We start from the raw sequence: 26,249 nt of genomic DNA on the forward strand, positions 1-26,249 counted from the left end.
CTTACGGATCGTGCCGGGCACGGCCCGGCGGAGCCTTGGCCTCGATACCCGCGATCAGGATGTCGAGCGCGAGGCAGAAGTCGCCCTCCGGCGCCCGCCGGACCGTCCCGCCGCATCCGTGCAGGAACTGCGAGACGGCCAGGTGGGCGCCGGTGCGGGCGGCGTCCACCAGGCCGGTGGCGTCCAGCAGCCGCTGGAGGGCGGCGTCGAAGGCCCGCGCGTGCGGGCCGACGTTGGGGAACGCGGCGGTGAGCGGGGCGACCCACGGGTGGTCCGCCAGCACCCGACGGTAGCCGCGGGCCAGCGCCCGCAGCCGCCCCGGCCAGCCCGGCTCACCGCTCTCCGCCGCGCTCTCCACCGCAGTCTCCGCCGCACTCGGCGCCGTCTCGGGCGGCAGTTCCAGTTCGCCCAGGGCGCTGTCGAGGGCGAGTTCGAGCAGATCCTGCTTGGTGTCCACGTACCAGTACAGGGACATCGCGGTCACCCCGAGCCCGGCGGCCAGCCGCCGCATCGAGAACCGGGCCAGCCCGTCGGCGTCGAGCAGCCGCACGGTGGCGGCGGTGATCCGCTCCCGGTCCAGCCCGGAAGGTGCCTCGCTGCGGCGTCTGGCGGGTGCGGCAGGCCTGGCGGCCAGCCACACACTGGTGCGGGTCTCGCCGGGATCGGCCGCGGTCACCATGCAGGCACCCTCCTCACGACAGGTGGATCAGCCCGGAATGACCGGTCTGCCCTCTTGATGCTAGGGGGTGTCCCGCCGATCAGGGCGGATCAGGAGGCGGTGGCCGGTGCCATGGGGTCTCCCCAGGCCCGCCAGGACCGGGGGGAAGGATCGCACGGCGGACGAGGGAGGCGACGCGGAGCGTCGCCGGCCGAGGACAACGCGGCGAGGCCCGGCACCGGACCCCGCGACCCCGCCCTGACCGGCGGGCGGGGTCCGGTGCCGTGAGGCCGGATCAGGCCGTCGGAGCCGTCAGGTCGTAGAAGGTGGCTCCGCCGACCGTGGACGCCTTGAAGGTGGCCTTGACCCAGGTCTCGATGTCCGTGCTGGTGCCCCCGCCCGGGCCGCCCCGACCGCCGCCCTGGCCGCCGCCCCCGGGCATGCCGCCCTCGGCACCGCCGGTGGTGGTGCTCTGGCCGATGAACCAGTGGATCTTCCCGTCCCTCACGTACTTCTGGAACTGCTCCAGGGTCGGCGAGGGGTCGCTGCCGTTGAAGCCGCCGATCGGCATGACGGGCGCCTCGGAGGCCAGCTGGTAGCTCGCCGCGTTCTGGGCGCCGATCGCGGCCGCCGCCCAGGTGTACTCGTCGGCGTCGGTGGTGAGGGCCTTCTTGGCCTCCGCGCTCACCCGGGCGCCGTTCAGCAGGCCGCCGGGACCGCCCTGGCCGCCGCCGAACCGCTCGCCACCGCGCCCTGCGCCCGCACCGCCCTGGCCCTGGCCCTGCGACGTACCGCCCTGGGCCATCCCGCCCTGCGGCATCGCGCCCTGCGGAGGCATACCTCCCTGCTGCCCGGCGCCCGCTCGGCCGCCGTTCGGCATCCCGCCCTGGCGGCCCTGTCCGCCCTGGAGCATCTCGCCGGGTCCGCCGAAGCCGCCCGGGCCGCCCATCATCCCGCCCGGGCCGCCCCGGCCGCCCGCCACCGCCGGTCCGGCGGTCACGATGGAGCCGGTGTGCGCCGTGCTCACCGTGGTCAGGCAGTACGAGAACGGCCCGGCCAGCGCCGCCGCCACGCCCAGCGCCGCCGTGGCCTGCAGCGCCCGGCGCCCGGCCCGCGCGGCGAACGGCAGCGCGACCGCGACGAGCAGCCCGCCCACCAGGACCGCCCAGCGCAGCCACGGCAGATAGCCGGTGGCGCGGCCGAGCAGCACGTACGACCACACCGCCGTCAGGGCCAGCGTGCCGGACAGGGTGAGCGCGGCGGCCTTGCCGCCCCGCTCCTCCCACAGCACGGCGACGCCCATGCCGATCAGCGCGGCCACGAACGGCGCCAGTGCCACGGTGTAGTACTCGTGGAAGATGCCCTGCATGTAGCTGAAGACGGCCACGGTGATCAGCATCGAACCGCCCCAGGCCAGGAACGCCGCCCGGGCCATGCCCTCCAGCGAGTCGGTGGCCCGGCGGGCCCGCCAGGTGATCACGAGACCGGCCACCAGCAGTACCAGGGCCGCCGGCAGCAGCCAGGCGATCTGCCCGCCGATGTTGCCCGAGAAGAGCCGGTCGATGCCGGTCTCTCCCCAGCCACCGCCACCGCCGCCACCGGCGCCGCCCCGGCCGCCGCCGCCCACGCTGCCGGTCTCGTTGCCGTTGATCCGGCCGAGGCCGTTGTAGCCGAGGGTCAGCTCCAGGAAGGAGTTGTTCTGCGAGCCGCCGATGTACGGGCGGGAGGAGGCCGGCCACAGCTCGACGACGGCGACCCACCAGCCGCCGGCCACCACCATCGCGAGCCCCGCCAGCAGCAACTGGCCGAGCCGCTTGCGCAGCCGGGTGGGCGCGCAGACGGCGTACAGGAGGGCCAGCGGCGGCAGGATGACGAAGGCCTGCAGGGTCTTGGTGAGGAAGGCGAAACCGACCGCCACCCCGGCCCAGACCAGCCACTGGGTGCGGGCCCCGTCGAGGGCGCGCAGCACGCAGTACACGGTGACGGTCAGCAGCAGGGTCAGCAGCGCGTCGGGGTTGTTGAAGCGGAACATCAGCGCGGCGACGGGCGTCAGCGCGAAGGCGGCGCCGCTCAGCAGCCCGGCCGCGGGACCGAACTGGCGGCGCACGGCGGCGTACAGCACACCGGTGGTCGCGACGCCCATCAGGGCCTGCGGTACGAGGATCTGCCAGGCGCCGAGCCCGAAGAGCCGGACGGACAGCATCATCGGCCACAGGGCCGCCGGGGGCTTGTCGACGGTGATGGAGTTGCCGGCGTCGGAGGAGCCGAAGAAGAAGGCCTTCCAGCTCTCACTGCCCGCCTGCACGGCGGCGGAGTAGAAGGAGTTGGCGTAGCCGGAGGAGCCGAGGTCCCACAGGAGCAGGGCGGCGGTGGCGATCAGCAGCCCGGCCAGGGCGGGGAGTTCCCAGCGGGGGCGGTCGGCCGCCGCGCGGCGGCCGGTACCGGCACGGGCCTCGGGGACCGGGAAGAGCGAGGGTGCTGCCGTGGTCATCGAATGTCGTCCTTCACGGGAGTGTCGCGCCGCTCGGGGAAGACCCAGGCGCGGAAGAGCAGGAAGCGCAGCACGGTGGCGGCGAGGTTGGCGGTGATCAGCACGGCCAGTTCGGTGCTGTGCGCGGGATCGGCGGTGGCCGCCCCGAGCGCGGCGAGTGAGCCGCTGGTGAGGGCCAGCCCGATGCCGAACACCACGAGGCCCTGGGCCTGGTGGCGCACGGCCCGGTCCCGGCCGCGCACCCCGAAGGTGAGCCGGCGGTTGGCGGCGGTGTTGGCGAGCGCGGAGAGCAGCAGCGCGGCGCCGTTGGCGAACTGCGGACCGGTCCCGGCGCGGAAGGCGGAGTACAGGAGCAGGTAGAGCACGGTGGACAGCGCTCCGACGGCGCAGAAGCCGAGCAGCTGGCGGGCGAGTCCGCCCTCCACCCCGGGCAGTGCGGCGCGGTCGCGCGGATCGTCGCCGAAGGGGCGGGCGAGCCGGTCCAGCGGGAGCGCGCCGACCGCCAGGGCCCGGCCCACGCGCCAGACGCCCTTGAGGTCCTCGGTGGCGGTCCGGACGATGTGGACGGTGGAGTCGGGATCGTCGACCCAGTCCACCGGCACCTCGTGGATCCGCAGCCCGGCCCGTTCGGCGAGCACGAGCAGTTCGGTGTCGAAGAACCAGCCGGTGTCCTCCACCAGCGGCAGCAGCCGCTCGGCGACCTCACGCCTGATCGCCTTGAATCCGCACTGCGCGTCGCTGAACCGGGCGGCGAGGGAGGACCGCAGGAGGAGGTTGTAGGCCCGCGAGATGAACTCCCGCTTCGCGCCCCGCACCACCCGTGAGGACCGGGCCAGGCGGGTACCGATGGCGAGGTCGGAGTGGCCGGAGATCAGCGGTGCGACCAGCGGCAGCAGGGCGTTGAGGTCGGTGGAGAGGTCCACGTCCATGTAGGCGAGGACGGGGGCGTCGGAACCGGACCACACCTGGCGCAGGGCCCTGCCCCGGCCCTTCTCCTCCAGGCGGGTGCTGCGTACGCCGTCCAGCGCGACGGCGAGCCCCCGCGCGACCTCGGGGGTGCGGTCGGTGCTCGCGTTGTCGGCGACCGTGATCCGGAAGGGATAGGGGAAGGTCCGGCTGAGGTGCTCGTGCAGCCTGCGGACGCACGGGCCGAGGTCCTTCTCCTCGTTGAAGACAGGGATCACCACGTCGAGGACGGGCTCGCCGGGCACGGGCGCGAGGGGCGCCCGTGCCGGAAGGGCCCCGGGAGAGGTGTCGGTTCGCATGGTCCGACACTGGCGGGGCGCCCTGTCACCGCTGTGTGCTGAGCCTGTGCCCTGCCTGTGAGTCCGTCCGGTCCGGCTGCGCGTGCGGCAGCAGGACCTCGAAACAGGTCCGTCCGGGCTCGCTCCGTACGCCGACCCGCCCGCCGTGCGCGGTGACCACGGCCTGGACGATGGCCAGCCCGAGTCCGGTGGAGCCCGCCGCGCGGGAGCGGGAGGCGTCGCCGCGGGCGAAGCGCTCGAAGACGCGGGGGAGCAGGTCGGGTGCGATGCCGGGCCCGTCGTCCTCGATCCGCAGCCGGACGGCGGATGTTTCACGTGAAACGTGCGCGGTGACGGTGGTGCCCGGAGGGGTGTGCGTACGGGCGTTGGCGAGCAGGTTGACCAGCACTTGCTGGATCCGTGCCGGGTCGGCCCGGATCGGGGCCGGTTCCTCGGGCAGGCTCAGGCGCCAGTGGTGCCCGGGGCCCGCGGCCCGGGCGTCGCTGACGGCGTCGACGACGAGTGGGGCCAGGTCGGTGTCGGCGTCACCGGTGGAGAGCGGGCGGCCCCCGTCGAGCCGGGCCAGCAGCAGCAGGTCCTCGACCAGGCCGGTCATCCGGGTGGCCTCGGATTCGATCCGGCCCAGGGCGTGCCGGGTGTCGGGACCGGGTTCCTCCCGGCCCCGGCGGGTCAGTTCGGCGTAGCCGCGGATGGAGGCCAGCGGGGTGCGCAGCTCGTGGCTGGCGTCGGCGACGAACTGCCGGACCTGCATCTCGCTCTGCTGGCGGGCGGTGAGGGCGGAGGAGACATGGCCCAGCATCCGGTTGAGGGCCGCGCCGACCTGGCCCACTTCGGTGCGGGGGTCCGCCTCGGCGTCCGGGACCCGCTCGTGGAGGGCGGGTTCGCCCTTGTCCAGGGGAAGTTCGGAGACCCGGGTGGCGGTGGCGGCGACCCGGCGCAGCGGGCGCAGCGCGACCCCGACCAGGGCCTGCCCGGCGAGGGAGGCCGCGATCAGCCCGGCCAGGGTGACGCACAGCTCCACCCCGATCAGGGTGCGCACGGTGGAGTCGACGTCACTCAGGGGGAAACCGAGGGCGAGAGTGCCGTCGGGCGCGAGCAGCACCCGGTAGCTGCCGAGGCCCGGGAGCTCCGCGTCCACCGGCTCCGGCCTGCCTTCCGCGACCGTCCGGGCGGCCTGGGCGAGGGCTTTGCCCTGGGCCTCGGTCAGCGGCGGCGGCTGCTCGACCGACCATCCCTCGGCGCGGACGTTGCGAGCCGTCCCGAGGAGGGTCCCGGCGGGATCGAGCCGGATCCCGGCGGCGTCCAGCGGGCTGCCGGGAGCCATGACGAAGCCGGCGCTGTTCTCCCGGGCCGGCTTCCCGCCCGGGGCACGGACGGCCATCCTCACGGAAGCCTTCAGCTGATCGTCGAGCTCGGTGACCAGGTACGAGCGCAGGGCGAAGGTGGTGACGGTCCCGATGGCCGCACCCACGACGGCGATCAGCACCACCGCCGAGACGACGAGCCGGGTACGCAGCGACCAGGGCCGGCGGCCGCGTGGTCGCCGTTTCGTGCGGAAGGCCACTACTCGGCCGGCTTGATCAGGTAACCGGCGCCGCGCCGGGTGTGGATCATCGGCGGCATACCGAGGCCGCTGTCCAGCTTCCTGCGCAGGTAGGAGATGTAGAGCTCGACCACATTGGCCTGGCCGCCGAAGTCGTAGGACCACACCCGGTCCAGGATCTGCGCCTTGCTCAGCACGCGCCGGGGGTTGCGCATCAGGTAGCGCAGCAGCTCGAACTCGGTGGCGGTCAGGTGGATCTCCCGGCCGCCCCGGACCACCTCGTGGCTGTCCTCGTCCAGCCGCAGATCGCCGACGGTCAGCACCGAACCGCCGCGCGCGGCCTGTGCCGCGCCGGAGCGCCGGACCAGGCCGCGCAGGCGGGCCACGACCTCCTCCAGGCTGAAGGGCTTGGTGACGTAGTCGTCGCCGCCCGCCGTGAGGCCCGCGATCCGGTCCTCCAACGAGTCCTTGGCGGTCAGGAACAGCACGGGCACCTGGGGGATCTCCCGGCGCAGGCGCCCGAGGACGGCCAGGCCGTCCATGTCGGGAAGCATGATGTCGAGGACGACCACGTCGGGCCGGAACTCGCGTGCCGCCCGTACCGCGCCCGCCCCGTCGCCGGCGGTGCGCACCTCGCAGCCCTCGTAGCGCAGGGCCATGGACAGCAGCTCGGAGAGCGAGGCCTCGTCGTCGACGACGAGTACCCGGCAGGGGCCGCCGTCGGGCCGCACCAGGGCCGTGGGGTGGTTGGTGGACGTGGACGCATGGGAGGTGGTCGTCGCAGTCATACCGATCACGCTGTCTCGTGCCTCTGAGAGCGTTCTTGTGCCTTCCTGTGAATTTCCTGAGAAAGGAATCCGGGAAGGAAGGCAGGCCGCCGGGGCCGGGCACCGGAGCAGGGCGCAGGGGCAGGGCGCAGGGGCAGGGCGCAGGGGCAGGGCGCAGGGGCAGGGCGCAGGGGCAGGGCGCAGAGGCAGGGCGCAGAGGCGTCAGCCGTCGAGGCGGAACAGCCGGGCGCCGTTGTCGTGGCAGACCGCCCGCAGCCAGGCGTCGCCGAGGCCGAGCCGTTCGAGCGCGGCGAGCTGGTGCTCGTAGGGGTAGGGGATGTTCGGGAAGTCGGTGCCGAGGAGGATCCGGTCGCCGAGGTCCGCGAGGCGTCCGAGATCCCCGGGCGGGAAGCCGTACATCTGCTCGGAGAAGTCGGTGAAGGCCATGGTGGTGTCCAGGCGCACCTCGGCGTACCGGTCGGCGAGGTCGAGGAAATCGGCGTACTCGGGCATGCCCATGTGGGCGATGACCAGCGGCAGCCTCGGGTGGCGGGCCAGCAGCCGGGCGATCGGCTCGGGTCCGGTGTGCTTGCCCGGGACGGGTCCGGAGGCGCAGTGGATCACGATCGGGAGGCCGGCCTCGGCGAGCAGCCCCCAGACGGGGTCGAGCCGGTCGTCGTTCGGGTCGTAGCCGCCGACCTGGAGGTGTGACTTGAAGATCCGGGCTCCGGACTCGACGGCCTGGCGGACGTACGCGCTCACGCCCTCCTCCGGGAAGAACGTCGCGGTGTGCAGGCAGTCGGGGGTGCGGGCGGCGAAATCGGCCGACCAGGCGTTGAGCCAGGCGGCCATCGCCGGCTTGTGCGGGTAGAGCATGGCGGTGAAGGCCCGGACCCCGAACTCCCGCAGGAGCGCGACGCGCTGCTCCTCCTCGTGCCGGTAGGTGATGGGCCACTCGACGCCGGTCAGCGGGCCGACCGCGTCGAAGTAGTCCCACACCTTGTCCAGGACCCGCTCGGGCATGAAGTGGGTGTGGACGTCGACCAGTCCGGGCAGCCCGAGCCGCTCCCGGAAGGCGCGGACCGCCTCAGCCGTTGCGGACAAAGCCGTGGCTCCGCTCGACGGTCGCGACGTGCAGGGTGTAGCTGTCGTACCAGTCGGAGCGGCCCTGCTTCATGGCCGCCTGGTGCTCCAGGTCCTCCCGCCACACGGTGAGGGACTCGTGGTCGCGGAAGTAGGCGACGGTGATGCCGCGGCCTCCGGGGGTACGCGCGGACTCGTAGCCGAGGTATCCCGGGTTCGTCCGGACGATCTCCTTCATCCGTGCGAGGACCTCGGGGTATCCGCTGTCGTCGTCGGTGCGGATGTTGCTGAAAACGGCCATGACATAAGGCGGTTCGAAGGCCGGTACCGGCTGAGTGGTCATGTCGAACACCCTCGGCGGAGCGCCCCTGGCATGTCCACCGGAATCGGCCCCGAAAGGCCAAAGGGATCCAAGTTTTGACCATGGCCGCCACGATCCGAGATGCGGTCCACCGGTGTCAGAACAGCCCGCCCTGCTCGGTGGGAGCCGCGGAGGCGGACGGGATCTGCGCCGTCGGGACCGAGGTCACGGCCTCGTCCCCGGGAGCGGTGAGCTCCCAGCCCGCCAGCAGCCGGGTGTCCACCACGAGCCCGTCGGCGAGGTGCAGATCGGGACCGGCCGCGCCCGCCAGCCGGCCCACGACGGACCCGCCGGACACCATCTCGGTGAGCACTCGCGCCGGCCCGGGCAGGCCCGGCAGGGCGTCCAGCCCGAACGCCCGCGCGTGGTCGGCCACTTCGCACTCCACCCGCTCCAGCGACTCCGGCCACCCGGCCAGCGCCGCCGCCCGTGCGTGCAGCTCGGCGACCTCCCGGGCCCGATCAGGCGCGGCCGGCAGATGGGCCCGTACTCCGCGCTTGCGGGCGTACGCGATCCGGTCGGGCACCCCGAGCGCCGCCCGCAGCAGTTCCTCGGTGCGCCGGGTGGCCATCAGCGGACCGCGGCCGAGCCAGGCCCAGGCCACCGCTCCCTGCTCCAGCAGCCGGGCCGAGCCGCGCTCCTCGGCGGTGATCCCGACCTTGACCATGCCGGGACCGAACCAGGCCAGGTAGACCCGGTAGGTGCGCGGATCGGCGGCGTTGGTGTCGGCCGCCACGGAGAACGACCGGTCGAGGCGGGCGCATTCGGGGCACTGCGCGTTCCCGGCGCGGCCCGGCACGGTCTCCACGGTGGGGCAGGGCGTCCGCTTCCCGGCCCGCCGCACACCGAGGCAGTGCCGCTCCCCGCGGGCGGCGAAGGCGATCGGCTGCCCGTACGCGAGCTCGCTCACCCGCTCGCCGCGCCCCTCCCCGTACCACCCGATGGCGGGTCGGCCGTCCTTCCACCGGATCCCGGTGCACCACCAGGTCACAGCGGGAGCGGCCGCTCGAAGAAGGTGTCCAGGACGACGGTGGCGTGCGTCCCGCTGACGCCGTCGATGGCGTAGAGCCGACGCAGCACGTCCTGCAGCTGTTCGGTCGAGGCCGTACGCACCTTGACCAGCACGGACGCGCTGCCCGCGATGATGTGCGCCTCCTGGATCTCGGGGATCGCGGCGAAATCGGCACCGGACTCACCCATCCAGGCGTTGGAGTCGACCATCACGTAGGCCAGGACTCCGCTGCCCACGGCCGCCGGGTCGACGTCGACGGTGGTCCGCCGGATCACCCCGCGCTCGCGCAGTTTCCGTACCCGCTCGTGAGTGGCCCCCGCCGAGAGCCCGACGGCCGTGCCGAGAGCGGCGTACGACTGGCCGGCGTCCTGTTGCAGGCGCAGGACGAGCGCACGGTCGATGTCGTCCACGCAATCTTCCTCTCATGGGTCTGTCGACCCTTGCGAAGACGGTACCTGATCCTGCAATCTCACCATCAGACCGAACAGAATTCGGTGTGACTCTTCCAGGGGGAATCATGTCTGCCATAGCCGACCTCACCTTGTACGAGATTCTGGACGAACGCTTCCAGGCCGGCCGCTGCGCCAACGGCGACGCCCGGCTGGACCGGCTCTATGACGACTGCCGCTGGGCGGAGGGCCCGCTCTACCTGCCCGCCTGGCGGCAACTGGTGTGGAGCGACATCCCCAACGACCGGATGCTGCGCTGGGACGAGGCGACCGGCGCCGTCTCCGTCTTCCGCTCCCCGGCCGGCCACTCCAACGGCAACACCCTGGACCGCGAGGGCCGCCTGATCACCTGTGAGCAGGGCAACCGGCGCGTCACCCGCACCGAACCGGACGGCAGCCTCACCGTCATCGCCGACCGCTTCGACGGCAAGCGGCTCAACAGCCCGAACGACGCGGTCGTCCGCTCGGACGGCTCCGTCTGGTTCTCCGACCCGGACTTCGGCATCACCAGCGATTACGAGGGCCACCGCGCACCCGGCGAGATCGGCGCCTGCAACCTCTACCGGGCCGACCCCTCGACCGGCGAGGTCCGGACGGTCGCCGACGGCTTCCTCGGCCCCAACGGCCTGGTCTTCTCCCCCGACGAGAGCGAGCTGTACGCCGCGGACACCCGGGCCGGCCACATCCGCGCCTTCAAGGTCGCCGACGACGGCACCCTCACCGACGACCGCGTCTTCACCACCTGCCCCGGGGTCGACAACATCCGCTTCGACGACGAAGGCCGACTGTGGGCGGCCGCGATGGAGAACGGCGTCCAGTGCTACGCCGCGGACGGCACCCTGATCGGCCGCCTGCGCGTCCCCGAACCGGTCTCGAACATCGCGTTCGGCGGAGCCAAGAACAACCGCCTCTTCATCACCGCCACCACCTCCCTCTACTCCCTGGTGATGTCGGTGACCGGCCTGCCCCGGGCCCTCTGAGGGCCGGGCCGCCGCCTACCGGGCGACGAACTGGGTCAGGATCGCCTGCACCTCGTAGATGTCGACGCCCTTGGTGAAGGTCTTCTCGATCGGCGCCGAGCTGCCGGATATCCAGATCTTGAGCTCGGCGTCGAGATCGAAGTGCCCGGCGGTCTCAACCGAAAAGTGCGTGATGCTCCGGTACGGGATGGAGTGGTACTCCACCTTCTTCCCCGTGAGCCCCTGCTTGTCAACGAGCACCAGCCGCCGGTCGGTGAACAGGATCGTGTCCCGGATCAGCAGGTACGCGGCATGCACCTGCTCCCCCTGGCCCAGCAGCCGCGCGTAGTCCCGCTGCGCCGACACAGGGTCGACGGTGTGCGCGTTCCCGAACAGTCCCATGAGTGCCCCCGTTTTCCAGCTCCGGATCTCCGGATTCGGACGATCTCCAGAAACCGTACCGAGGCCGGCCCCTCGTCCACGTCCCCCGCCGGAGCCATCCCGGCCCTGACATCTTCCGGGGGACCCCGTCCCCATCAAGGAGGAGACGGCGGGCCGTCAGGACATACGACAGAGGCCCCCAGGATTTCTCCTGGGGGCCTCTGTCCTGCTGTGCACTCGGCAGGATTCGAACCTGCAACCTTCTGATCCGTAGTCAGATGCTCTATCCGTTAAGCTACGAGTGCTTGGGCTTCCCGGGGTTTTGCGCCCCGCTGGCCTTGCGAGAACAACAATACATGGACCTCGCCGGGACGCGAAATCCATTAGCCAAACCCGTACTGACCTGCGGAAACGAGCCGGATGGAGATCATCCGGATGGGTTCGCGGAGAGGGCTGAGCGGACCGGATCGCCCCGGAATGCATCGAAGCCCCGGTCCGTCAGGACCGGGGCTTCGATGAGGTGCGGAGGCGGAGGGATTTGAACCCTCGATGGGCGGTAAGACCCAAACCGCATTAGCAGTGCGGCGCCATAGACCGGACTAGGCGACGCCTCCAGCACACCCCCGCGTACGAGGGTGCGTGCAGATGATGACACAGGCGCAGGGCCCCTCACCAATCCGCTCCCACGGTACTAGGCGGGACGGCCCGAGGGCAAAGCCTTAAAGCGGCCGCGGCACGCAACGTCAGCGCGCCCGCGTCGTTGGGCAGGCGTACGACGTACGGACGACCTGGAGTGCCCCATGCTGCGTCTCGCCGCCTTCGCCGTCACCTCCGCCCTGGCCGCCACGGTGGCCGGGCCACTGCCCCCGCTCCCGCTGGGCCGGCTGCTGGCGACACCCGACCGCCTCACCATCGCCATGGCCGACACCGGAAACCGCCGGCTGGACCGGGAGTACCGGCTCGAATGCGGCCCCGTCGGCGGCGACCACCCGGAGGCGGAAGGCGCCTGCGCCCGGCTGGATCAGTTCGCCCGCGAGGGGAAGGACCCCTTCGCCCCCGTCTCCAAGCGGCAGCTCTGCACCATGCAGCACGGGGGCCCCGCAACCGCCCGGATCACCGGAACCTGGAACGGCCACAAGGTGGACGCCACGTTCCGGCGGACCAACGGATGCGAGATCCGCCGCTGGGACGAGTTGGAACCTCTGCTTCCGAGTGGGCGTTCCTGACCTGGGAGGATGCGCGGGATGGGCGGTATCCGCCACACATCGGCCACCCCATCGCGGGCCTGTGGCCTTAGACTCCTCCCGTGACTTGCCGGTAGTTGTGGTCAGGGAGGAAGCTCGTCGTGAGCAGCAGGCCATCCCGAGGCGCTGCTCGCCTCGCAGCAATACTCGACGCTCTTCCGGACGCGCTGTTGCTCGTCAACGCCAACGGCACGGTCGTCAACGCCAATTCGATCGCGCTCGAGATCATGGAGAGCCCCGGTACCGGGCTCGTCGGCCGGGGCGTGCTCGACCTCCTGCCCGAGTTCGACTCCAAGCTGATCCCCGGCTCCATGCGCCGGCCCGGCGAGGACGACGGCGGCCGCACCGAACCCAAGCGGATGATCGCGCGGCGTACCGACGGCTCCGAGTTCCCCGTCGAGCTCACCAGCGCCCATCTCGACGGACGCGACGCCTACCGCGAGCCGCAACCCTCGTACACGGGCGACGAGCTGCTGATGCTCGTGGTCCGTGACCTCTCGCAGACCGTGGACACCGAGGCCGAGCTGGCCCGCTCGCAGCGGCAGACCGAGATGATCCTGCGCGCCGCCGCCGAGGGCGTCGTGGGCACCGACACCGACGGACGGGTGGTGCTGGTCAACCCGGCCGCCGCCCAGATCCTCGGCTACCGCGCCACCGACCTCGGCAACCGCGAACTGCACGGCCTCATCCAGCACTCCCGCGCCGACGGCTCCCCGTTCCCCTTCGAGGAGTCCCCGCTCGCCGACACCCTGCGCAGCGGGCGCAAGCACCGCGTCCGCGGGCAGGTGCTGTGGAACAAGGCGGGACAGCCGGTCGCCGTCGACCTGACCACCTCGCCCGTACGGGACGGGGAGCAGCTCGTCGGCGCCGTCATGACCTTCACCGACCGGCGGCCCTACGACGCCCTCGCCGCGCGGCACGCACAGCTGATGGCCGTCCTCGGCGAATCCCTGCGCGGGCCTCTGGACGAGCTGCGCGGTGAGCTGGCGACGCTGGCCGCCGACGACGCCGGACAGCTGTGGCCCGAAGCCAACCAGCTGCTGCACCACCTGGCCGCCGGGTACTCACGGATGACCACGCTGGTGGACAACGTCCTCGGCTACCAGCGCCTGGACACCGGCCGGGACCGGCTCGCGAAGAAGAAGGTCCTGATCAACACCGTCGTCGCGGCGGGCGTCGACGGGGCCGTCGAGCTGATCGGTCCGGGCCGCGCGCAGTTCGCCGTCCACGCGCCGACCATCGAGGCCGAGGTGGACGGGGACCGGATCTCGACCGCGCTCGCCCACCTGATCGCGGACGTGGCCGGGGTGGACGCGACCGGCAAGACCCGCCAGGGCAGCGGCTACAGCGATTCGACGATCGTGGTGGCCGCCGCGCAGCGCGGCGATGTCGTACGCATCGAGGTGCGCGGGCCGTACGAGGGCGGGAACCCGGTCCACGAGCCGATCGTGCGGGGGATCGTGGCCGCGCACGGCGGTGTGCTGCAGACGGTGGAGGTTCCGGGCGCGCCCGGCGGGGCGTACGTGCTGGAGCTCCCGCTCGGCTCGGGTGCCGGGACGGTGACCCTGCCGGAGCCGGCGGAGGAGCCCCCGGCCGGTCCGGCCACGGACGGCGCGGGGACGGCCGGGGGCGCGGCTCCCGGCAAGGTCTCCGGCGGCCGGCGTGGCCGGCGCGGGGTGGACGCCTTCCTGGACGACGAGACCCCCGGCCCCGAGGCGGCGCAGGCCGCGCAGGCCGCGCAGGCCGCGCAGGCCGCGCAGGGGGGTGGCGCGCTGGCGCTGCCTTCCGGGCGGCGGCGCGCGGGCGAGGCCGGCGACGCGCCCGAGTCGGGCCCCGAACTCGCGCAGTCCCCGGTGAACCCGGCGGGACTGGGCACCGGACGCAGGCGCGGCCGGGCCGGTGACGGCAGCGACGGGGCCGAGGGCACCACCGGGCACGACGGCCCCGGGCGGCCCGTGCCCCCGCAGGGCACCGCCATGCCCGCGCTCCCGCCCGTACCCGCGGTGCCCCCGGTTCCGGTGACCGAACATCCCGCCGGGCGGCGCCGGGCACTGGGTCCGGCCGGTCCGGCGCAGCCCGGCGGCCCCGTCCCCGCGACCGGGCTCGGGCCGGCGCCCGCTCCCGCGCGGCCCATCGCTCCCGAGGGCGGCTTCGCACTGCCCGCCGGCCCGACACCGGCTCCCGCCGCGGCCGACTCCGACGCCGACACCCCGGCCGGGCGGCGTGGTCGCCGGGTGCTGGGCGCCCCGGCCGCCGAGCCCGAGGCCGAGGCCGCTCCCGCTGCTGCCGCTGCGCAGCCCGCCGAGTCCGCCGAAAACCCGACCGGGCGGCGCCGCGCGCTGGCCGGCGCCCCGGCGTGGCCGGTTCCGGCGGCCCGTACCGCTCCAGAGGAGGACGAGGCCCCCGGCCAGGTGGCGCTCCCCGGCGCGCGTCGGCCGCAGGACACCCCGGCGGAGGGCCAGGCCGCGCAGCCGATCAGCGTGCGCGCACTCGGCACCCTCGGCCAGGGCATCTCCGTCGACCCGGGCGGCTCCGGCCCGGCCTCCGGGTCCGGGGCGGCCTCCGGCTCCGGCCGCCGTCGCCGGCTCGCCGAGCCCGCCCCGCAGGGCCGCGCCTTCGCCATAGGGGCGCCCGAAGCCGGCTCCGACGAGGGCCCCGAGCCGCTGGACGGTCCGGGCGGCGCCGTCGAGGTCGTCAACCGGCCCGTGCCGCGGCCCGTGGACGACGAGCTGCCGCCGGAGCCCCTGGACAACCCGCGCCGGCTCCTGGTGTGGCCCGCGCCCGATGTGCAGACGCAGCAGGCGCTGAGCGACCGCGGCTACCGGCCGGTGATCGTGCACTCGCGCGAGGAGGTGGACGCGCAGATCGCCGCGTTCCCCGCCGCGCTGTTCGTCGACCCGCTGACCGGGCCGATCACCCGGACGGCCCTGCAGTCCCTGCGCCAGGCCGCGGTGGCCGCGGAGGTCCCCGTACTGGTCACGGCCGGACTGGGGCATGCCACGCGCGAGGCGGCGTACGGCGCCGACCCGGCCGTGCTGCTGAAGGCGCTGGCGCCGCGTGACAGCGAACAGCACCCTTCCCGGGTGCTGCTGATCGAGGAACACGACGAGATCGCGACCGCGCTGACCGCCGCCTTGGAGCGGCGCGGCATGCAGGTCGCACGGGCGGGTGCCGACACCGACGCCGTGGAACTGGCGACGCGGATGCGGCCCAACCTGGTGGTCATGGACCTGATGCAGGTGCGCCGTCGGCGGGCCGGGATCGTGGACTGGCTGCGCGCCAACGGGCAGCTGAACCGCACCCCCCTGGTCGTCTACACCGCGACCGGCATCGACCCGGCCGAACTGCCGCGGCTCGCCTCCGGCGAGAGCGTCCTCTTCCTCGCGGAACGGTCCACCACGGCGGACGTCCAGGGCCGCATCGTGGACCTGCTCGCCAAGATCGGCACCAACTAGGAATCCTGGGCCGATGGCCATCATCAACACGAGCGAGCACACCGTCCCCGCCGACAACGGGGAGGTGAATCTGCTCATCGCACGGCAGGTGGAGCCCGGCCACGAGGAGACCTTCGAGGCCTGGGCCCACGGCATCCTGGAGACGGCCGCGGGCTTCCCGGACCACCTCGGGTACGGGCTCTTCCGTCCGGCGGCGGAGGGCGGACCGTGGTTCCTGGTCCACCGCTTCCGCAATCAGGCCGCGTTCCAGCGCTGGCAGGACTCCCCGGAGCGGGCGCAGTGGTTCTCCAACTGCCTCGGCCACCACCACACGGAGATAGCCCGCCGGGAACTGCACGGCATGGAGACCTGGTTCGCCAAGCCGGGTACGACCCGGCCCGCGCCGCCTCGGTGGAAGATGGTCATCAGCTCGGGGCTGGCCATCTTCCCGATCTCGCTGATCGGCAACGCGGTGCTCGGGCCGTACCTGGTGGATCTGCACTTCGTGCTGCGCACGGCCGCCTTCGCCGTCGTGTTCAGCACCCTGATGACCTACGTGGCCATGCCCGCGGTCAGCAGACTGCTGCGGCCGTGGCTCACCCGGGGTTAGACCCCCGGTCGTCAGTCGAGCCTGGTGACGGCCAGCGCTCCGTCCGCGTACTGCTTGCGGATCACCTTCTTGTCGAACTTGCCGACACTGGTCTTCGGCACCGCGTCGATGAACGTCCAGCGCTCCGGCAGCTGCCACTTGGCGACGGTCTGGGCGAGGAACTCGCGCAGACCCGTGTAGTTCACGCTCGCGCCCTCCTTCAGGACGACCGTGGCCAGCGGGCGCTCGCCCCACTTCTCGTCGGGGACGGCGACGACCGCGGCCTCGGCGACTTCGGGATGCGCCATCAGCGCGTTCTCCAGGTCCACGCTGGAGATCCACTCGCCGCCGGACTTGATGACGTCCTTGGCGCGGTCGGTGAGGGTGAGGAAGCCGTCGGCGCTGATCACGCCGACATCGCCGGTCTTGAGCCAGCCGTCGGCGCTGAACTTGTCCTCGGGCCGGAAGGGTTCGCCGGACGCACCGCCGTAGTAGGAGCCTGCGATCCAGTTGCCGCGTACCTCCAGCTCGCCCGCCGACTGTCCGTCCCAGGGCAGGAGGTCGCCGGCGGGGCCGATCAGGCGGGCCTCGACGCCCGCCGGGAAGCGGCCCTGGGTGATCCGGTAGGGCCACTCCTCTTCGGCGCTCAAGCCGGCCGGCGGGTGCGCCATCGTGCCCAGCGGCGAGGTCTCGGTCATGCCCCAGGCGTGGCAGACGCGGACGCCGAGCTTGTCGTACGCCTCCATCAGGGAGGGCGGACAGGCCGCGCCGCCGATGGTGACCTGCTTCATCGAGGTCAGGTCGCGCGGATTGGCGGTGACCTCGGCCAGCAGTCCCTGCCAGATGGTGGGGACCGCCGCGGCGTGCGTGGGCTTCTCCCGCTCGATCATCTCGGCGAGCGGGGCGGGCTGCAGGAACCGGTCCGGCATCAGCATGTTGATACCGGTCATGAAGGTGGCGTGCGGCAGCCCCCAGGCGTTCACGTGGAACTGCGGGACCACGACGAGGGTGGTGTCCCTGTCGGTCAGCCCCATCGACTCGGTCATGTTGACCTGCATCGAGTGCAGGTAGAGCGAGCGGTGGGAGTAGACGACGCCCTTGGGGTCCCCGGTGGTGCCGGAGGTGTAGCACATCGCGGCCGCCTGGCGCTCGTCCAGCTCGGGCCATGCGTAGCTGTCGGAACTGCCCGCGAGGAGCTCCTCGTACTCGTGCACCCGCACGTTCAGGCCTTCGAGCACGGAACGGTCGCCGATGCCGCTGACCACCACGTGTTCGATGGTCGGCAGGTGCGGCAGCAGCGGCGCGAGGAGGGGCAGCAGCGTGCCGTTGACCAGCACCACCCGGTCGGCGGCGTGGTTGACGATGAAGACCAGCTGCTCAGGGGGGAGCCGCAGGTTGAGGGTGTGCAGGACCGCGCCCATGGAGGGAATCGCGAAGTACGCCTCGACGTGCTCGGCGTTGTTCCACATGAGGGTGGCGACCCGCTCGTCCTGCTGCACCCCGAGCTCGTCGCGCAGGGCGCCGGCGAGACGAGTGGCGCGGTTGCCGATCTCGGCGAAGCTGCGGCGGTGCGGCTCGGCCTCCCCGGTCCAGGTCGTGACCTGGGACTTCCCGTGGATCGTCATCCCGTGTCGGAGTATGCGGGTGACGAGGAGCGGTACGTCCTGCATGGTGCTGAGCAAAGCGTCCTCCCGGTGAGCGCTGCGGCGCTGCGGCGGCTACGGATGCTGCCGATTCTGCGCACGTACCGGTCGGCATGTCACTACCCGGGGGTAGAAACCAGGCCCTGTTTCACGTGAAACATCCCCGGACGTCCTCACGTTTCACGTGAAACACCCTCCGTCTCAGCGGGCCGGCAGGAGCTCCGGGTCCTCGCGGAGCTTGCCCAGCGCGCGGGAGACCGCGCTCTTGACCGTGCCGACCGAGACCCCTAGCAGCTCCGCCGTCTGCGCCTCGCTCAGATCCTCGTAGTACCGCAGGACGACCATGGCCCGCTGCCGGTCGGGCAGCCGGGTCACGGCGCGCCACATCGCATCGCGCAGCGCCTGGGCCTCGGCGGGGTCGCAGGCCGAAACCGCCTCGGTCTCCGGAAGCTCGTCGCACGCGAACTCGTCGACCTTGCGCTTGCGCCACTGGGAGGTACGGGTGTTGACGAGGGTCCGACGGACGTAGCCGTCCAGGGCGCGGTGGTCCTCGATCCGGTCCCAGGCCACGTACGTCTTCGCGAGGGCCGTCTGGAGCAGGTCCTCAGCATCGCACGGGTTGGCGGTGAGGGAGCGCGCGGTGCGCATCAGGACCGTGCCGCGGGTCCGGACGTACGCCGAGAACGACGGGTACGGCGTCGGATTCGAGGCGAGCGTGCACACAGGCGTGGTCATGTCTCCACGCTAGGAGCGCTCACCCTCCCTGGGATCGGCCGCAGGTGCCGATGGTGGATCCACCTCAGGTTGTAGGAACAGGGCGGTCCCTACCCCCTGAAGGTGGAGGGGGCGGGGGCCGCGGGTCCCGGATCTCAGCCGTCGGCGCCGAGGATCAGACCGGAGGTCGGGACCCCGGTACCGGCCGTGACGAGAGCGTGCGCCGCCCCCGTGACCTGGTTGACGGAGGTGCCGCGCAGCTGGCGGACGGCCTCGGCTATGCCGTTCATCCCGTGCAGGTACGCCTCGCCGAGCTGGCCGCCGTGGGTGTTGAGCGGCAGCGCGTCCGCGGCTACGAAATCCGCCGCCTCCCCCGGCGCGCAGAAGCCGAACTCCTCCAGCTGCATCAGGACGAAGGGGGTGAAGTGGTCGTAGAGGATGCCGACGTCGATGTCCGAGGGCCGCAGCCCACTGGTCCGCCACAGCTGGCGGGCGACCACGTCCATCTCCGGCAGCCCGGTGAGGTCGTCACGGTAGAAGGAGGTCATGCCCTCCTGGCGGCGCCCTGCGCCCTGCGCGGCCGCGGTGATCACGGCGGGCGCCTGTCTCAGGTCCCGGGCGCGCTCGGTCGTGGTGACGACGACGGCCTGGCCGCCGTCCGTCTCCTGGCAGCAGTCCAGCAGCCGCAGCGGCTCCACGATCCAGCGCGAGGCGGCGTGGTCGGCGAGGGTGATGGGCTTGCCGTGGAAGTAGGCGGCGGGGTTGTTCGCGGCGTGCCGGCGGCCGGTGACCGCGACGTGCCCGAATGCCTCGGGGGTGAGGTGGTAGGTGTGCAGGTAGCGCTGGGCGGTCATGGCGACCCAGGAGGCGGGGGTCAGCAGCCCCCAGGGCAGCGACCAGCCGAGCGCCGCCCCCTCCGCCGAGGGCTCCCGCTGCTGGACGCCGGACCCGAAGCGGCGCCCGGAGCGCTCGTTGAAGGCGCGGTAGCAGACGACGACCTCCGCGACCCCGGTGGCGACGGCGAGGGCGGCCTGCTGGACGGTGGCGCAGGCGGCGCCGCCGCCGTAGTGGATACGGGAGAAGAAGGACAGGTCCCCGATGCCGGCCGCCTGGGCGACGGTGATCTCGGGACTGGTGTCCATGGTGAAGGTGACCATGCCGTCGACATCGGCGGGGGTGAGTCCGGCGTCGTCGAGGGCGGCGTGGACGGCCTCGACGGCGAGCTTGAGCTCGCTGCGGCCGGAGTCCTTGGAGAACTCGGTCGCCCCGATGCCGACGATGGCGGCGCGGCCGCCGAGCTCGTCGCGTGTGCGGACGCTCATGCCGGCACCTCCGCGGTGACCGTTCCCGTGACGTGGTGGCCGATGCCGTTGGCGCCGACGACCCGGATCTCGATGGTGGTCCCGGAGACGGCGGTGACGGAGATGGCGGTGACGGTGCCGGTGAGGGTCATCGTGTCGCCCGGGTAGTTGGGGGCGCCGAGTCGGATGGCCACCTTGCGCAGGACGGCGCGCGGGCCGAGATGGTCGGTGATGTACCTGCCGACCAGGCCGTTCGTGGTCAGGATGTTCATGAAGATGTCCGGGGAGCCCTTCTCCTGCGCGAGCGCCGCGTCATGATGCACGTCCTGGTAGTCGCGGGAGGCGATGGCGCCCGCGACGATCAGCGTGCGGGTGACCGGTACCTCCAGCGGCGGCAGCGTGTCGCCGACGTTCATGCCTGCTCTCCCTCGGCGCTCGAAGCGAATGCGTGGGACGCCGCGATCGAGGCCCCCAGCTCGGCCAGCAGCTCGCTGCCGCAGCCCAGGTAGGCGTCCAGTTGGCGTCCCCACAGGAAGTGCCGGTGGACGGGGTGGTCCAGGTCGGCGCCCATGCCGCCGTGCAGGTGCTGGCCCGCGTGCACGACCCGCTTGCCCGCCTCCGAGGCCCACCAGGCGGCCGTCAGCGCGTGCTCGTGTGCCGCAAGACCCTGGTCGATGCGCCAGGCCGCCTCGTACGTGGTGACCCGGATCGCCTCGGTGTCCATGTACGCGTCGGCCGCGCGCAGCATGACTCCCTGGTTGGTGGAGAGCGGCCTGCCGAACTGCTCCCGGGTGGAGGTGTATTCCACCGCGCGGGCGAGAGAGCCCGCGCAGACGCCCGCCTGGAGCCCGGCGAAGGCGGTGCGGGCGGCGGCGAGTGTGTCCTCGTACGCGCCTTCGGAGCCAAGGCGTTCGCCCTCGGCCGCGGTCAGCGTCAGCCGGCCCGCCGACCAGGGGGCGGTGGTCTCCACCGGGGAGGTCCGCACACCGGGCGCGTCGGTCCGTACGAGCCACAGCGCCCGGTCCGCGTCCGGGACCAGTACGTGCGTGGCATCGCGCAGCCACGGCACGACGGGGGCGGTCCCGGTGAGCCGGCCGCCCTCGGCGGTGATCCGGCCGCGCGCCGGGAACGCCCCGGTGGCCACCGCCTCGCCCGTGCCGAGGGCGGGCAGCAGGCGGGCGCGCTGCTCGGGGCTGCCGTGGGCGGCCACGGGGAGGATCCCGTACACGCAGGTGGCGGCGTACGGGACCTGCGCGGTGGTGCGGCCCTGTTCCTCCAGCAGCAGGACCAGCCCGAGCAGGCCGACCTCCTCGACCGCGGCGGTCAGTCCGGCCGTCGTGAGGGCCTTCCACAGCTCGGCGTCGCTGCCGCTGCCGGCTTCGGCGAGCCGCTCGTGGGTGGCGAGATCGGAGAGGATCCGGGAGGCGAGTCCGGCCGCGGCGGCCTGCTCCTCGGTGGGGTGGAAGTCCATCAGCCCTCGCTCCCGCGGAAGACGGGGAGTTCGAGGCCGGCGTCGACGCGCAGGAACTCCAGCTGGACGGGGAGGCCGATGCGCACCTTGTCGTAGGGCACGCCGGTGATGTTGCTGATCATCCGGACTCCTTCGGCGAGCTCGACGAGTGCGACGGCGTAGGGCGGGTCGAAGGCCGGGAAGGGTGGGTGGTGCATGACGACGTAGCTGAACACCGTGCCGGCGCCGGAGGCCTCGACCGTGTCCCAGTCGGGGCTCGCGCAGGCGTTGCAGCCGGGGAGCCACGGGAAGCGGAGGGCAGTGCAGGAGGTGCAGCGCTGGATCAGCAGCTTGTGGTCGCGCACCCCGTCCCAGAATCCCTGGTTGTCGCGGTTGATCACCGGGCGGGGGCGCTGCGACGGGGGCCGCTGTGCCGGGGGCCGCTTCACCGGAGCGGCGGCGGGAGCGTACTTGAGGATGCGGAAGCGGTGGGTGCCGGCGAGCTCCCCGTCCGCCTGGACGTCCATGCGGGTGGTCACGAAGTGGCCGGTGCCCAGCTTGGTCGTCTTGCGGGGCGACACGGTCTCGATCACGGCGTCGAAGGTGATCGCGGCACCGGGGCGCAGGGGGCGGTGGTACTCCTGCTCGCAGTCGGTGGCGACCACGGAGGTGAAGCCGGCGCCGTCGAGGAGCGTGAGGAGCTCGTCGTAGGCGGAGGAGCGGTCCGCGTGGCCGGAGAGGCCGCCCATGGTCCAGGCCTGGAGCATGGTGGGCGGCGCGATGGCGTCCGGGCCGGTGTAGCCGGGGTTGGCGTCGCCCATCGCCTCGCACCAGTGGCGGATCATCGGCTCGTTGACCACGTCCTTGCCCCGGCCCGCGGTGGCGGCGGGCTGTCCCTCGAAGGCCGCCAGCAGCGTGTGGAACCGGGCTGCCTCCTCGGCCTGGGTCTCGGCCGCGACCCCGGCCGCATCCACGTCCACGTCGTCCACGTCCGCGTCGGCGTCCGCCGTCATCGCTTCCTCCCCTTCATGCCGAGCCGCATCATGGCGACGATCTCCCGCTGGACCTCGCTGACCCCGCCGCCGAACGTGTTGATCTGGGCGGCCCGGTTCATCCGTTCGAGCTCGCCGCCCGCGAAGGCCGCGGGCCCGCGGATCAGGGCCTCCTCGCCCACCACTTCCTGGCACATCCGGTACACCTCGACGGTGGACTCGGTGCCGAGGAACTTCACCCCGCTGGCGTCACCGGGGGCCAGGGCGCCGCTGCCCACGTCCTGGACGAGACGCCAGTTGAGGAGGCGTACGGCGGCCAGGCGTGCGTGCGCCTCGGCGAGCCGGGACTGCACCCAGGGGAGGTCGGCGGGCCGATCGCCGGTGACCGGGTCGGGGGCGCGGGCGTGGTCGAGCGCGTACGTGTAGAAGTCCTCGGCCTGCATGCCGATGGCTGCGAGGGCGACGCGCTCGTGGTTGAGCTGGTTGGTGATCAGACCCCAGCCACCGTGCTCGGGGCCGACGAGATGGCCGGCGGGAACGCGGACGCGATCGTAGTACGTGGCCGTGGTCGTGAGACCGCCGACGGTGTCGATCGGGGTCCAGGAGAAGCCCGGGGTGTCGGTGGGCACCAGGATGATCGAGATGCCCTTGTGCTTGGGGGCCGCGGGGTCCGTGCGGCAGGCGAGCCAGATCCAGTCCGCGTTCTGGGCGTTGGAGGTGAAGATCTTCTGGCCGTCGATCAGCCAGTCGGATCCGTCGCGGACCGCACGCGTGCGCAGGGCGGCGAGGTCGGTGCCGGCCTCGGGTTCGGAGTAGCCGATGGCGAAGACGATGTCGCCCGCGAGGATCCGGGGGAGGAAATAGTCCTTCTGCTCGTCGGTCCCGTACTTCATCAGGGTCGGTCCCACGGTGTTCAGCGTGACCATGGAGACAGGGGCACCAGCCCGGTAGGCCTCGTCGAAGAAGACGAACTGCTCGTCGGCGCCGCGGCCCTGGCCGCCGTACTCGACGGGCCAGCCGAGGCCGAGGAGCCCGTCGGCGCCTATGCGGCGCAGGAGTTCGCGCTGGCGGGCCGGGTCATCGGGGAGGCCGTCCGGCAGCAGGTCCTTGAAGTACGCGCGCAGTTCGGCGCGGAGCCGCAACTGGCCTTCGGTCGGAGCGAGGTGCACGGCGCTGGCCTCCCGGCATCACATCATCGAGGGAACCTGACTGTCCGTCAGATTCACCCGCGATGTCAAGGTCGGGGGACATGCGCGAGGGCGCCCGCGCTACCGGACCCCAGCCGGTCCGGTCGCACGGGCGCCCTCAAGAATCGGAGCGGCTCAGGCCGCGGCTACCACCAGGGGTAGAAGTTGACCGCGACGGTCGAATTGGACTGGTCGATCGCGGTGAAGGCCGAGCCGTTCACCTGAGCGGTGTTGTTCTGGTTGGACGCGCCGGAACCGGTGGCCACCTGCTGCGACGTGGACGAGTTGCCGTTGTTGTCGCCGCCCACGCCGCTGCCGATGATGCTGGCGACGCTCGCATTCGATCCGTCGTTCGCGAAAGAGCCGTTGTCGGCCGACGCAACCCCGCCGAAGAGAGCGACGGCGAGGGGGAGCGCGGCGACGGCGGCGATGACGCGGGCGGTACGGATGCTTGCCATGTCTTTATCCTCCAGAAACCGAAGTGGGACTTGCTCCAAGGCAGTTGGCCGACCGCCTCGGTCGTTCGTTCCGTGTGGTGACGACGTCGCGAGACCAGAGTTGCCCACCGAATCCCCGGCGAACCACCCCGGAGTCCCCGATTCCCCCGCAAGTATGACCAACATCGGATAAACCTCATTCACGCCCCCGAAGCCCCAGGTCAGCACGCTGGGCGCAGCGGAACCCCACGCCACACAAGGGACGAAGCGTTCCGCCAAACCGCCTGTCCCGGACATGCCGAAAAGGGCCGCGCCGTCCGGGAACCCCACCGTCTCCCGGGCCTGCGGCCCTGCAATGCCAAGCTTCACGCCCCCTGCGCGCCCCGGCGCAAGCCGGGGTGATCCATCCGTACCCCGCCCTGGGGGCACCCTCGTAGCGCGATCCACGGTCACGACCGACCGGGCTCCAGCGCCTGTTACCGGGCCTGCTACTGCGCTCGTTCCTGCTGGTCCTCGTACTGCCGCTCTTACGACTGTCCTGACGACTGCCCTGACGACTGCTTTCGCCGCTGCTCTCGTCCTTGCTCCTGCCCGACGGCGGCGTGTACGCCTGCGAGCCGGACCCTGCGGCTGCCCTGCGCTCTCGTGGACTGCATGTACGGGACTTACGGTCTGCGGCTTACGGGGCTACGCGGCGAGCGCGAGAGCGTCCCGGGCGGCACCGGTGGCGACCGCGGGTACTGCGGATCCCGCGGCGGGCGCCGCGACGGCGGCGGCAGGTACCGCGGTGTGTGCTGCGGCGGGTGCTGCGGCCGAGGTCAGCGTCCGGGGGGCGGTTCCGGCACCGGCACCCATGGCCGCGGCGGTGGTGGAACGTCGTACGGAAGGGGTCTTGCCGTGCGCCTCGGCGTGGATCCGCTGCTTGATGGTCGGCGGCAGCGAACCTCCCCGCATCATCGCCCGCCAGGTCCGCCGGGCCGCGACGGCCGGCCGGCGCACGGCGGTGGCCGCGGTGGCCGCAGCGGCGGGGGCGGGGACGGAGGCGACGGCCGAGGCCGACTTCGCCGCGAGGCCGAAGCCGGAGAGGATGGCCACCAGGGCGGCGAGGACGGAGGTCCAGATCGACGTGATGATGCTGCGGTGAGTCATGACGGGGTGCCTCGATTCACGATGTTCGGACGGGCGGATCTGAATACATTCGTCATGATGTGGCCGCAACCGCACCGTCCCCACGACCCGCGCCGATCTTCCGACAAACACCACTCGGACGGCCCAAGAAGGTGCCCCAAGCCCCCGGCCGCCCTCCCCGGAGCCACCGGAAAACCTGCATCCAAATCCATCCTGAACTGCATATTTGCTTCAGCACGGCGCCGACCGACCGGCAAGCCGGAAATGCCGTCGCCCGCCATGCCCCGACGGAGAACAATCCCGGTATGGGGACAGACATACACGGCTTCATCGAGTGCCGCTGGGACCGCCGGCCGGACGAGGACGACCGCGGCTGGGATGGTGCCATCGACCTCGGTCACCTCTACAACGGGCGCTCGTACGTCGCCTTCGGGGCCCTGTTCGGCGTCCGCGACACCACGTCCTTCCGCCCGCTCGCCGACTACCGCGGCCTACCCCCTGACGTATCGCCGGAGACCCTGGCCGGTTCCGAGGCCTGGAGCTCGGACGCGACCGGTGCGTCGTGGATCACCTGGGCGGAGCTGGCGGCAACGGACTGGGACGAGACCGCGAACGCGGTCGACGAGTGCGTCCATGAGTACCGCCGCAGCCTGGACGGGACCTGGGTGCTGCACGGCCGGAACACCGGCCTCGACCGCTTTGCCGTGCTCGCCGGCGTCACCGATCCCCACGCTCTCTACCGCGCGGGCCGCGCCTACCCCGAGGGCACCGAGTGGCCCGACGGCGCTCGCCTCTTCCGCATCGGGCGCCTCCGACGCAAGCACGCCGTGCCTGACAGCGACTGGGGTGCTGTGTGGTCGGTCATGAGGACCCTGGCGGGCCTGCACGGCGACGAGGGGGTCCGCCTGGTCGTCTGGTTCGACGGCTGACCCCGCCAGAGCCGGGCCGATGCCCGGCCTCACATGCAGAAAGGGTGCCACCGGATGGTTGGCACCCCTTCTGAGCTGGGCCTCGGCCCGCTTGGCGGTGGGTGTGGGATTTGAACCCACGGTGACTCGCGCCACGACGGTTTTCAAGACCGTTCCCTTAGGCCGCTCGGGCAACCCACCTGGCCGGTACAGAGTACCGGCCAGGTGGGGGTGGCGGGAGCGGCAATGGAGG

The 26,249-nt window shown here is 72.3% G+C and carries 24 protein-coding genes and 3 tRNA genes; 5 read left to right on the top strand and 22 right to left on the bottom strand.

The window, feature by feature from the left end:
- Position 1: 1 nt before the first annotated feature.
- The 9 genes from ACFY0D_RS21195 to ACFY0D_RS21235 form a co-directional block, all read right to left on the bottom strand.
- Positions 2-679, bottom strand: a complete 678-nt coding sequence (locus ACFY0D_RS21195) for a TetR/AcrR family transcriptional regulator (protein ID WP_390799671.1) — start codon at positions 677-679, stop codon at positions 2-4.
- A 274-nt stretch (positions 680-953) separates the two neighbouring features.
- Positions 954-3,149, bottom strand: a complete 2,196-nt coding sequence (locus ACFY0D_RS21200; protein ID WP_390799672.1) for an ArnT family glycosyltransferase — start codon at positions 3,147-3,149, stop codon at positions 954-956.
- The gene (locus ACFY0D_RS21205; RefSeq protein ID WP_390799673.1) at positions 3,146-4,414 is read right to left on the bottom strand and encodes a glycosyltransferase; all 1,269 of its coding nucleotides are present in this window, start codon (positions 4,412-4,414) and stop codon (positions 3,146-3,148) included. Before ACFY0D_RS21205 ends, ACFY0D_RS21200 begins: the two co-directional genes overlap by 4 nt.
- Before the next feature lie 25 nt (positions 4,415-4,439).
- Positions 4,440-5,978: a sensor histidine kinase gene (locus tag ACFY0D_RS21210; RefSeq protein ID WP_390799674.1), complete on the bottom strand. Its 1,539-nt coding sequence runs from the start codon at positions 5,976-5,978 to the stop codon at positions 4,440-4,442.
- Positions 5,978-6,745, bottom strand: coding sequence for a response regulator transcription factor (locus ACFY0D_RS21215; protein ID WP_390799675.1), 768 nt, complete (start codon positions 6,743-6,745; stop codon positions 5,978-5,980). Before ACFY0D_RS21215 ends, ACFY0D_RS21210 begins: the two co-directional genes overlap by 1 nt.
- Positions 6,746-6,946: 201 nt before the next feature.
- Positions 6,947-7,828 (bottom strand): amidohydrolase family protein, encoded by an 882-nt coding sequence (locus tag ACFY0D_RS21220; protein WP_390799676.1) that lies wholly within the window; start codon positions 7,826-7,828, stop codon positions 6,947-6,949.
- Positions 7,812-8,150, bottom strand: a complete 339-nt coding sequence (locus ACFY0D_RS21225; protein ID WP_390799677.1) for an antibiotic biosynthesis monooxygenase family protein — start codon at positions 8,148-8,150, stop codon at positions 7,812-7,814. The genes ACFY0D_RS21220 and ACFY0D_RS21225 overlap by 17 nt, the downstream gene beginning before the upstream one ends.
- Positions 8,151-8,265: 115 nt before the next feature.
- A complete protein-coding gene (locus ACFY0D_RS21230; RefSeq protein WP_390799678.1) occupies positions 8,266-9,159 on the bottom strand; it encodes a DUF2797 domain-containing protein in 894 nt (297 codons plus the stop codon).
- On the bottom strand, positions 9,156-9,590 hold the full coding sequence (locus ACFY0D_RS21235; RefSeq protein ID WP_033223357.1) for an Lrp/AsnC family transcriptional regulator: 435 nt from the start codon (positions 9,588-9,590) through the stop codon (positions 9,156-9,158). The genes ACFY0D_RS21230 and ACFY0D_RS21235 overlap by 4 nt, the downstream gene beginning before the upstream one ends.
- A 107-nt stretch (positions 9,591-9,697) precedes the next feature.
- Between ACFY0D_RS21235 and ACFY0D_RS21240 the strand changes: the two genes are divergently transcribed.
- Positions 9,698-10,609: an SMP-30/gluconolactonase/LRE family protein gene (locus tag ACFY0D_RS21240; protein WP_390799679.1), complete on the top strand. Its 912-nt coding sequence runs from the start codon at positions 9,698-9,700 to the stop codon at positions 10,607-10,609.
- Between the two features lie 15 nt (positions 10,610-10,624).
- On the opposite strand, the gene ACFY0D_RS21245 is transcribed toward ACFY0D_RS21240, so the two are convergent.
- The 3 genes from ACFY0D_RS21245 to ACFY0D_RS21255 form a co-directional block, all read right to left on the bottom strand.
- Positions 10,625-10,990 carry a PH domain-containing protein gene (locus ACFY0D_RS21245; protein WP_329100307.1) on the bottom strand — a complete coding sequence of 122 codons (366 nt, stop codon included), beginning with the start codon at positions 10,988-10,990 and terminating at the stop codon, positions 10,625-10,627.
- Positions 10,991-11,201: 211 nt separating this feature from the next.
- A tRNA-Arg gene (locus ACFY0D_RS21250) sits at positions 11,202-11,274 on the bottom strand.
- A gap of 218 nt (positions 11,275-11,492) precedes the next feature.
- Positions 11,493-11,583: transfer RNA gene (locus ACFY0D_RS21255), tRNA-Ser, on the bottom strand.
- Between the two features lie 186 nt (positions 11,584-11,769).
- On the opposite strand from ACFY0D_RS21255, the gene ACFY0D_RS21260 reads away from it, so the two are divergent.
- From ACFY0D_RS21260 to ACFY0D_RS21270, 3 genes are all read left to right on the top strand, one after another.
- A complete protein-coding gene (locus ACFY0D_RS21260) occupies positions 11,770-12,195 on the top strand; it encodes an SSI family serine proteinase inhibitor (protein WP_390799680.1) in 426 nt (141 codons plus the stop codon).
- A gap of 119 nt (positions 12,196-12,314) precedes the next feature.
- Positions 12,315-15,668 (top strand): PAS domain-containing protein, encoded by a 3,354-nt coding sequence (locus tag ACFY0D_RS21265; RefSeq protein WP_390799681.1) that lies wholly within the window; start codon positions 12,315-12,317, stop codon positions 15,666-15,668.
- 13 nt (positions 15,669-15,681) lie between these two features.
- A complete protein-coding gene (locus ACFY0D_RS21270; protein WP_301369199.1) occupies positions 15,682-16,257 on the top strand; it encodes an antibiotic biosynthesis monooxygenase in 576 nt (191 codons plus the stop codon).
- An 11-nt stretch (positions 16,258-16,268) separates the two neighbouring features.
- Here ACFY0D_RS21270 and ACFY0D_RS21275 read toward each other — a convergent pair whose 3' ends face one another.
- The 9 genes from ACFY0D_RS21275 to ACFY0D_RS21315 form a co-directional block, all read right to left on the bottom strand.
- Entirely contained in the window at positions 16,269-17,918 is a 1,650-nt protein-coding gene (locus tag ACFY0D_RS21275; RefSeq protein ID WP_390799682.1) for a long-chain fatty acid--CoA ligase, read from the bottom strand.
- Between the two features lie 162 nt (positions 17,919-18,080).
- Positions 18,081-18,614: a SigE family RNA polymerase sigma factor gene (locus ACFY0D_RS21280; protein ID WP_390799683.1), complete on the bottom strand. Its 534-nt coding sequence runs from the start codon at positions 18,612-18,614 to the stop codon at positions 18,081-18,083.
- Between the two features lie 134 nt (positions 18,615-18,748).
- The gene (locus tag ACFY0D_RS21285; protein WP_390799684.1) at positions 18,749-19,915 is read right to left on the bottom strand and encodes a lipid-transfer protein; all 1,167 of its coding nucleotides are present in this window, start codon (positions 19,913-19,915) and stop codon (positions 18,749-18,751) included.
- Complete coding sequence (locus ACFY0D_RS21290; RefSeq protein ID WP_390799685.1) at positions 19,912-20,310, bottom strand: MaoC family dehydratase; 399 nt, start codon at positions 20,308-20,310, stop codon at positions 19,912-19,914. The genes ACFY0D_RS21285 and ACFY0D_RS21290 overlap by 4 nt, the downstream gene beginning before the upstream one ends.
- Positions 20,307-21,365 carry an acyl-CoA dehydrogenase family protein gene (locus ACFY0D_RS21295; RefSeq protein ID WP_390799686.1) on the bottom strand — a complete coding sequence of 353 codons (1,059 nt, stop codon included), beginning with the start codon at positions 21,363-21,365 and terminating at the stop codon, positions 20,307-20,309. The genes ACFY0D_RS21290 and ACFY0D_RS21295 overlap by 4 nt, the downstream gene beginning before the upstream one ends.
- Positions 21,365-22,357 carry a bifunctional MaoC family dehydratase N-terminal/OB-fold nucleic acid binding domain-containing protein gene (locus ACFY0D_RS21300; RefSeq protein ID WP_390799687.1) on the bottom strand — a complete coding sequence of 331 codons (993 nt, stop codon included), beginning with the start codon at positions 22,355-22,357 and terminating at the stop codon, positions 21,365-21,367. Before ACFY0D_RS21300 ends, ACFY0D_RS21295 begins: the two co-directional genes overlap by 1 nt.
- On the bottom strand, positions 22,354-23,505 hold the full coding sequence (locus ACFY0D_RS21305) for an acyl-CoA dehydrogenase family protein (RefSeq protein WP_390799688.1): 1,152 nt from the start codon (positions 23,503-23,505) through the stop codon (positions 22,354-22,356). The genes ACFY0D_RS21300 and ACFY0D_RS21305 overlap by 4 nt, the downstream gene beginning before the upstream one ends.
- Positions 23,506-23,669: 164 nt before the next feature.
- Positions 23,670-23,981, bottom strand: a complete 312-nt coding sequence (locus ACFY0D_RS21310) for a hypothetical protein (protein ID WP_351150595.1) — start codon at positions 23,979-23,981, stop codon at positions 23,670-23,672.
- 666 nt (positions 23,982-24,647) lie between these two features.
- Entirely contained in the window at positions 24,648-25,109 is a 462-nt protein-coding gene (locus ACFY0D_RS21315) for a DUF6344 domain-containing protein (protein ID WP_390799689.1), read from the bottom strand.
- Positions 25,110-25,393: 284 nt separating this feature from the next.
- On the opposite strand from ACFY0D_RS21315, the gene ACFY0D_RS21320 reads away from it, so the two are divergent.
- Complete coding sequence (locus ACFY0D_RS21320; protein WP_390799690.1) at positions 25,394-26,017, top strand: hypothetical protein; 624 nt, start codon at positions 25,394-25,396, stop codon at positions 26,015-26,017.
- A 92-nt stretch (positions 26,018-26,109) separates the two neighbouring features.
- Here the strand turns inward: ACFY0D_RS21320 and ACFY0D_RS21325 are convergent.
- Positions 26,110-26,197: transfer RNA gene (locus tag ACFY0D_RS21325), tRNA-Ser, on the bottom strand.
- Positions 26,198-26,249: the final 52 nt, after the last annotated feature.

This window comes from Streptomyces sp. NPDC001502, from assembly GCF_042894785.1.
Lineage (GTDB): Bacteria > Actinomycetota > Actinomycetes > Streptomycetales > Streptomycetaceae > Streptomyces > Streptomyces kutzneri.

Coding starts and splice junctions, on each gene's coding strand:
- ACFY0D_RS21195 (WP_390799671.1), bottom strand. CDS start 679: ATGGTGACCGCGGCCGATCCCGGCGAGACCCGCACCAGTGTGTGGCTG.
- ACFY0D_RS21200 (WP_390799672.1), bottom strand. CDS start 3,149: ATGACCACGGCAGCACCCTCGCTCTTCCCGGTCCCCGAGGCCCGTGCC.
- ACFY0D_RS21205 (WP_390799673.1), bottom strand. CDS start 4,414: ATGCGAACCGACACCTCTCCCGGGGCCCTTCCGGCACGGGCGCCCCTC.
- ACFY0D_RS21215 (WP_390799675.1), bottom strand. CDS start 6,745: ATGACTGCGACGACCACCTCCCATGCGTCCACGTCCACCAACCACCCC.
- ACFY0D_RS21225 (WP_390799677.1), bottom strand. CDS start 8,150: ATGACCACTCAGCCGGTACCGGCCTTCGAACCGCCTTATGTCATGGCC.
- ACFY0D_RS21240 (WP_390799679.1), top strand. CDS start 9,698: ATGTCTGCCATAGCCGACCTCACCTTGTACGAGATTCTGGACGAACGC.
- ACFY0D_RS21245 (WP_329100307.1), bottom strand. CDS start 10,990: ATGGGACTGTTCGGGAACGCGCACACCGTCGACCCTGTGTCGGCGCAG.
- ACFY0D_RS21260 (WP_390799680.1), top strand. CDS start 11,770: ATGCTGCGTCTCGCCGCCTTCGCCGTCACCTCCGCCCTGGCCGCCACG.
- ACFY0D_RS21270 (WP_301369199.1), top strand. CDS start 15,682: ATGGCCATCATCAACACGAGCGAGCACACCGTCCCCGCCGACAACGGG.
- ACFY0D_RS21280 (WP_390799683.1), bottom strand. CDS start 18,614: ATGACCACGCCTGTGTGCACGCTCGCCTCGAATCCGACGCCGTACCCG.
- ACFY0D_RS21285 (WP_390799684.1), bottom strand. CDS start 19,915: ATGAGCGTCCGCACACGCGACGAGCTCGGCGGCCGCGCCGCCATCGTC.
- ACFY0D_RS21290 (WP_390799685.1), bottom strand. CDS start 20,310: ATGAACGTCGGCGACACGCTGCCGCCGCTGGAGGTACCGGTCACCCGC.
- ACFY0D_RS21295 (WP_390799686.1), bottom strand. CDS start 21,365: ATGGACTTCCACCCCACCGAGGAGCAGGCCGCCGCGGCCGGACTCGCC.
- ACFY0D_RS21300 (WP_390799687.1), bottom strand. CDS start 22,357: ATGACGGCGGACGCCGACGCGGACGTGGACGACGTGGACGTGGATGCG.
- ACFY0D_RS21310 (WP_351150595.1), bottom strand. CDS start 23,981: ATGGCAAGCATCCGTACCGCCCGCGTCATCGCCGCCGTCGCCGCGCTC.
- ACFY0D_RS21315 (WP_390799689.1), bottom strand. CDS start 25,109: ATGACTCACCGCAGCATCATCACGTCGATCTGGACCTCCGTCCTCGCC.
- ACFY0D_RS21320 (WP_390799690.1), top strand. CDS start 25,394: ATGGGGACAGACATACACGGCTTCATCGAGTGCCGCTGGGACCGCCGG.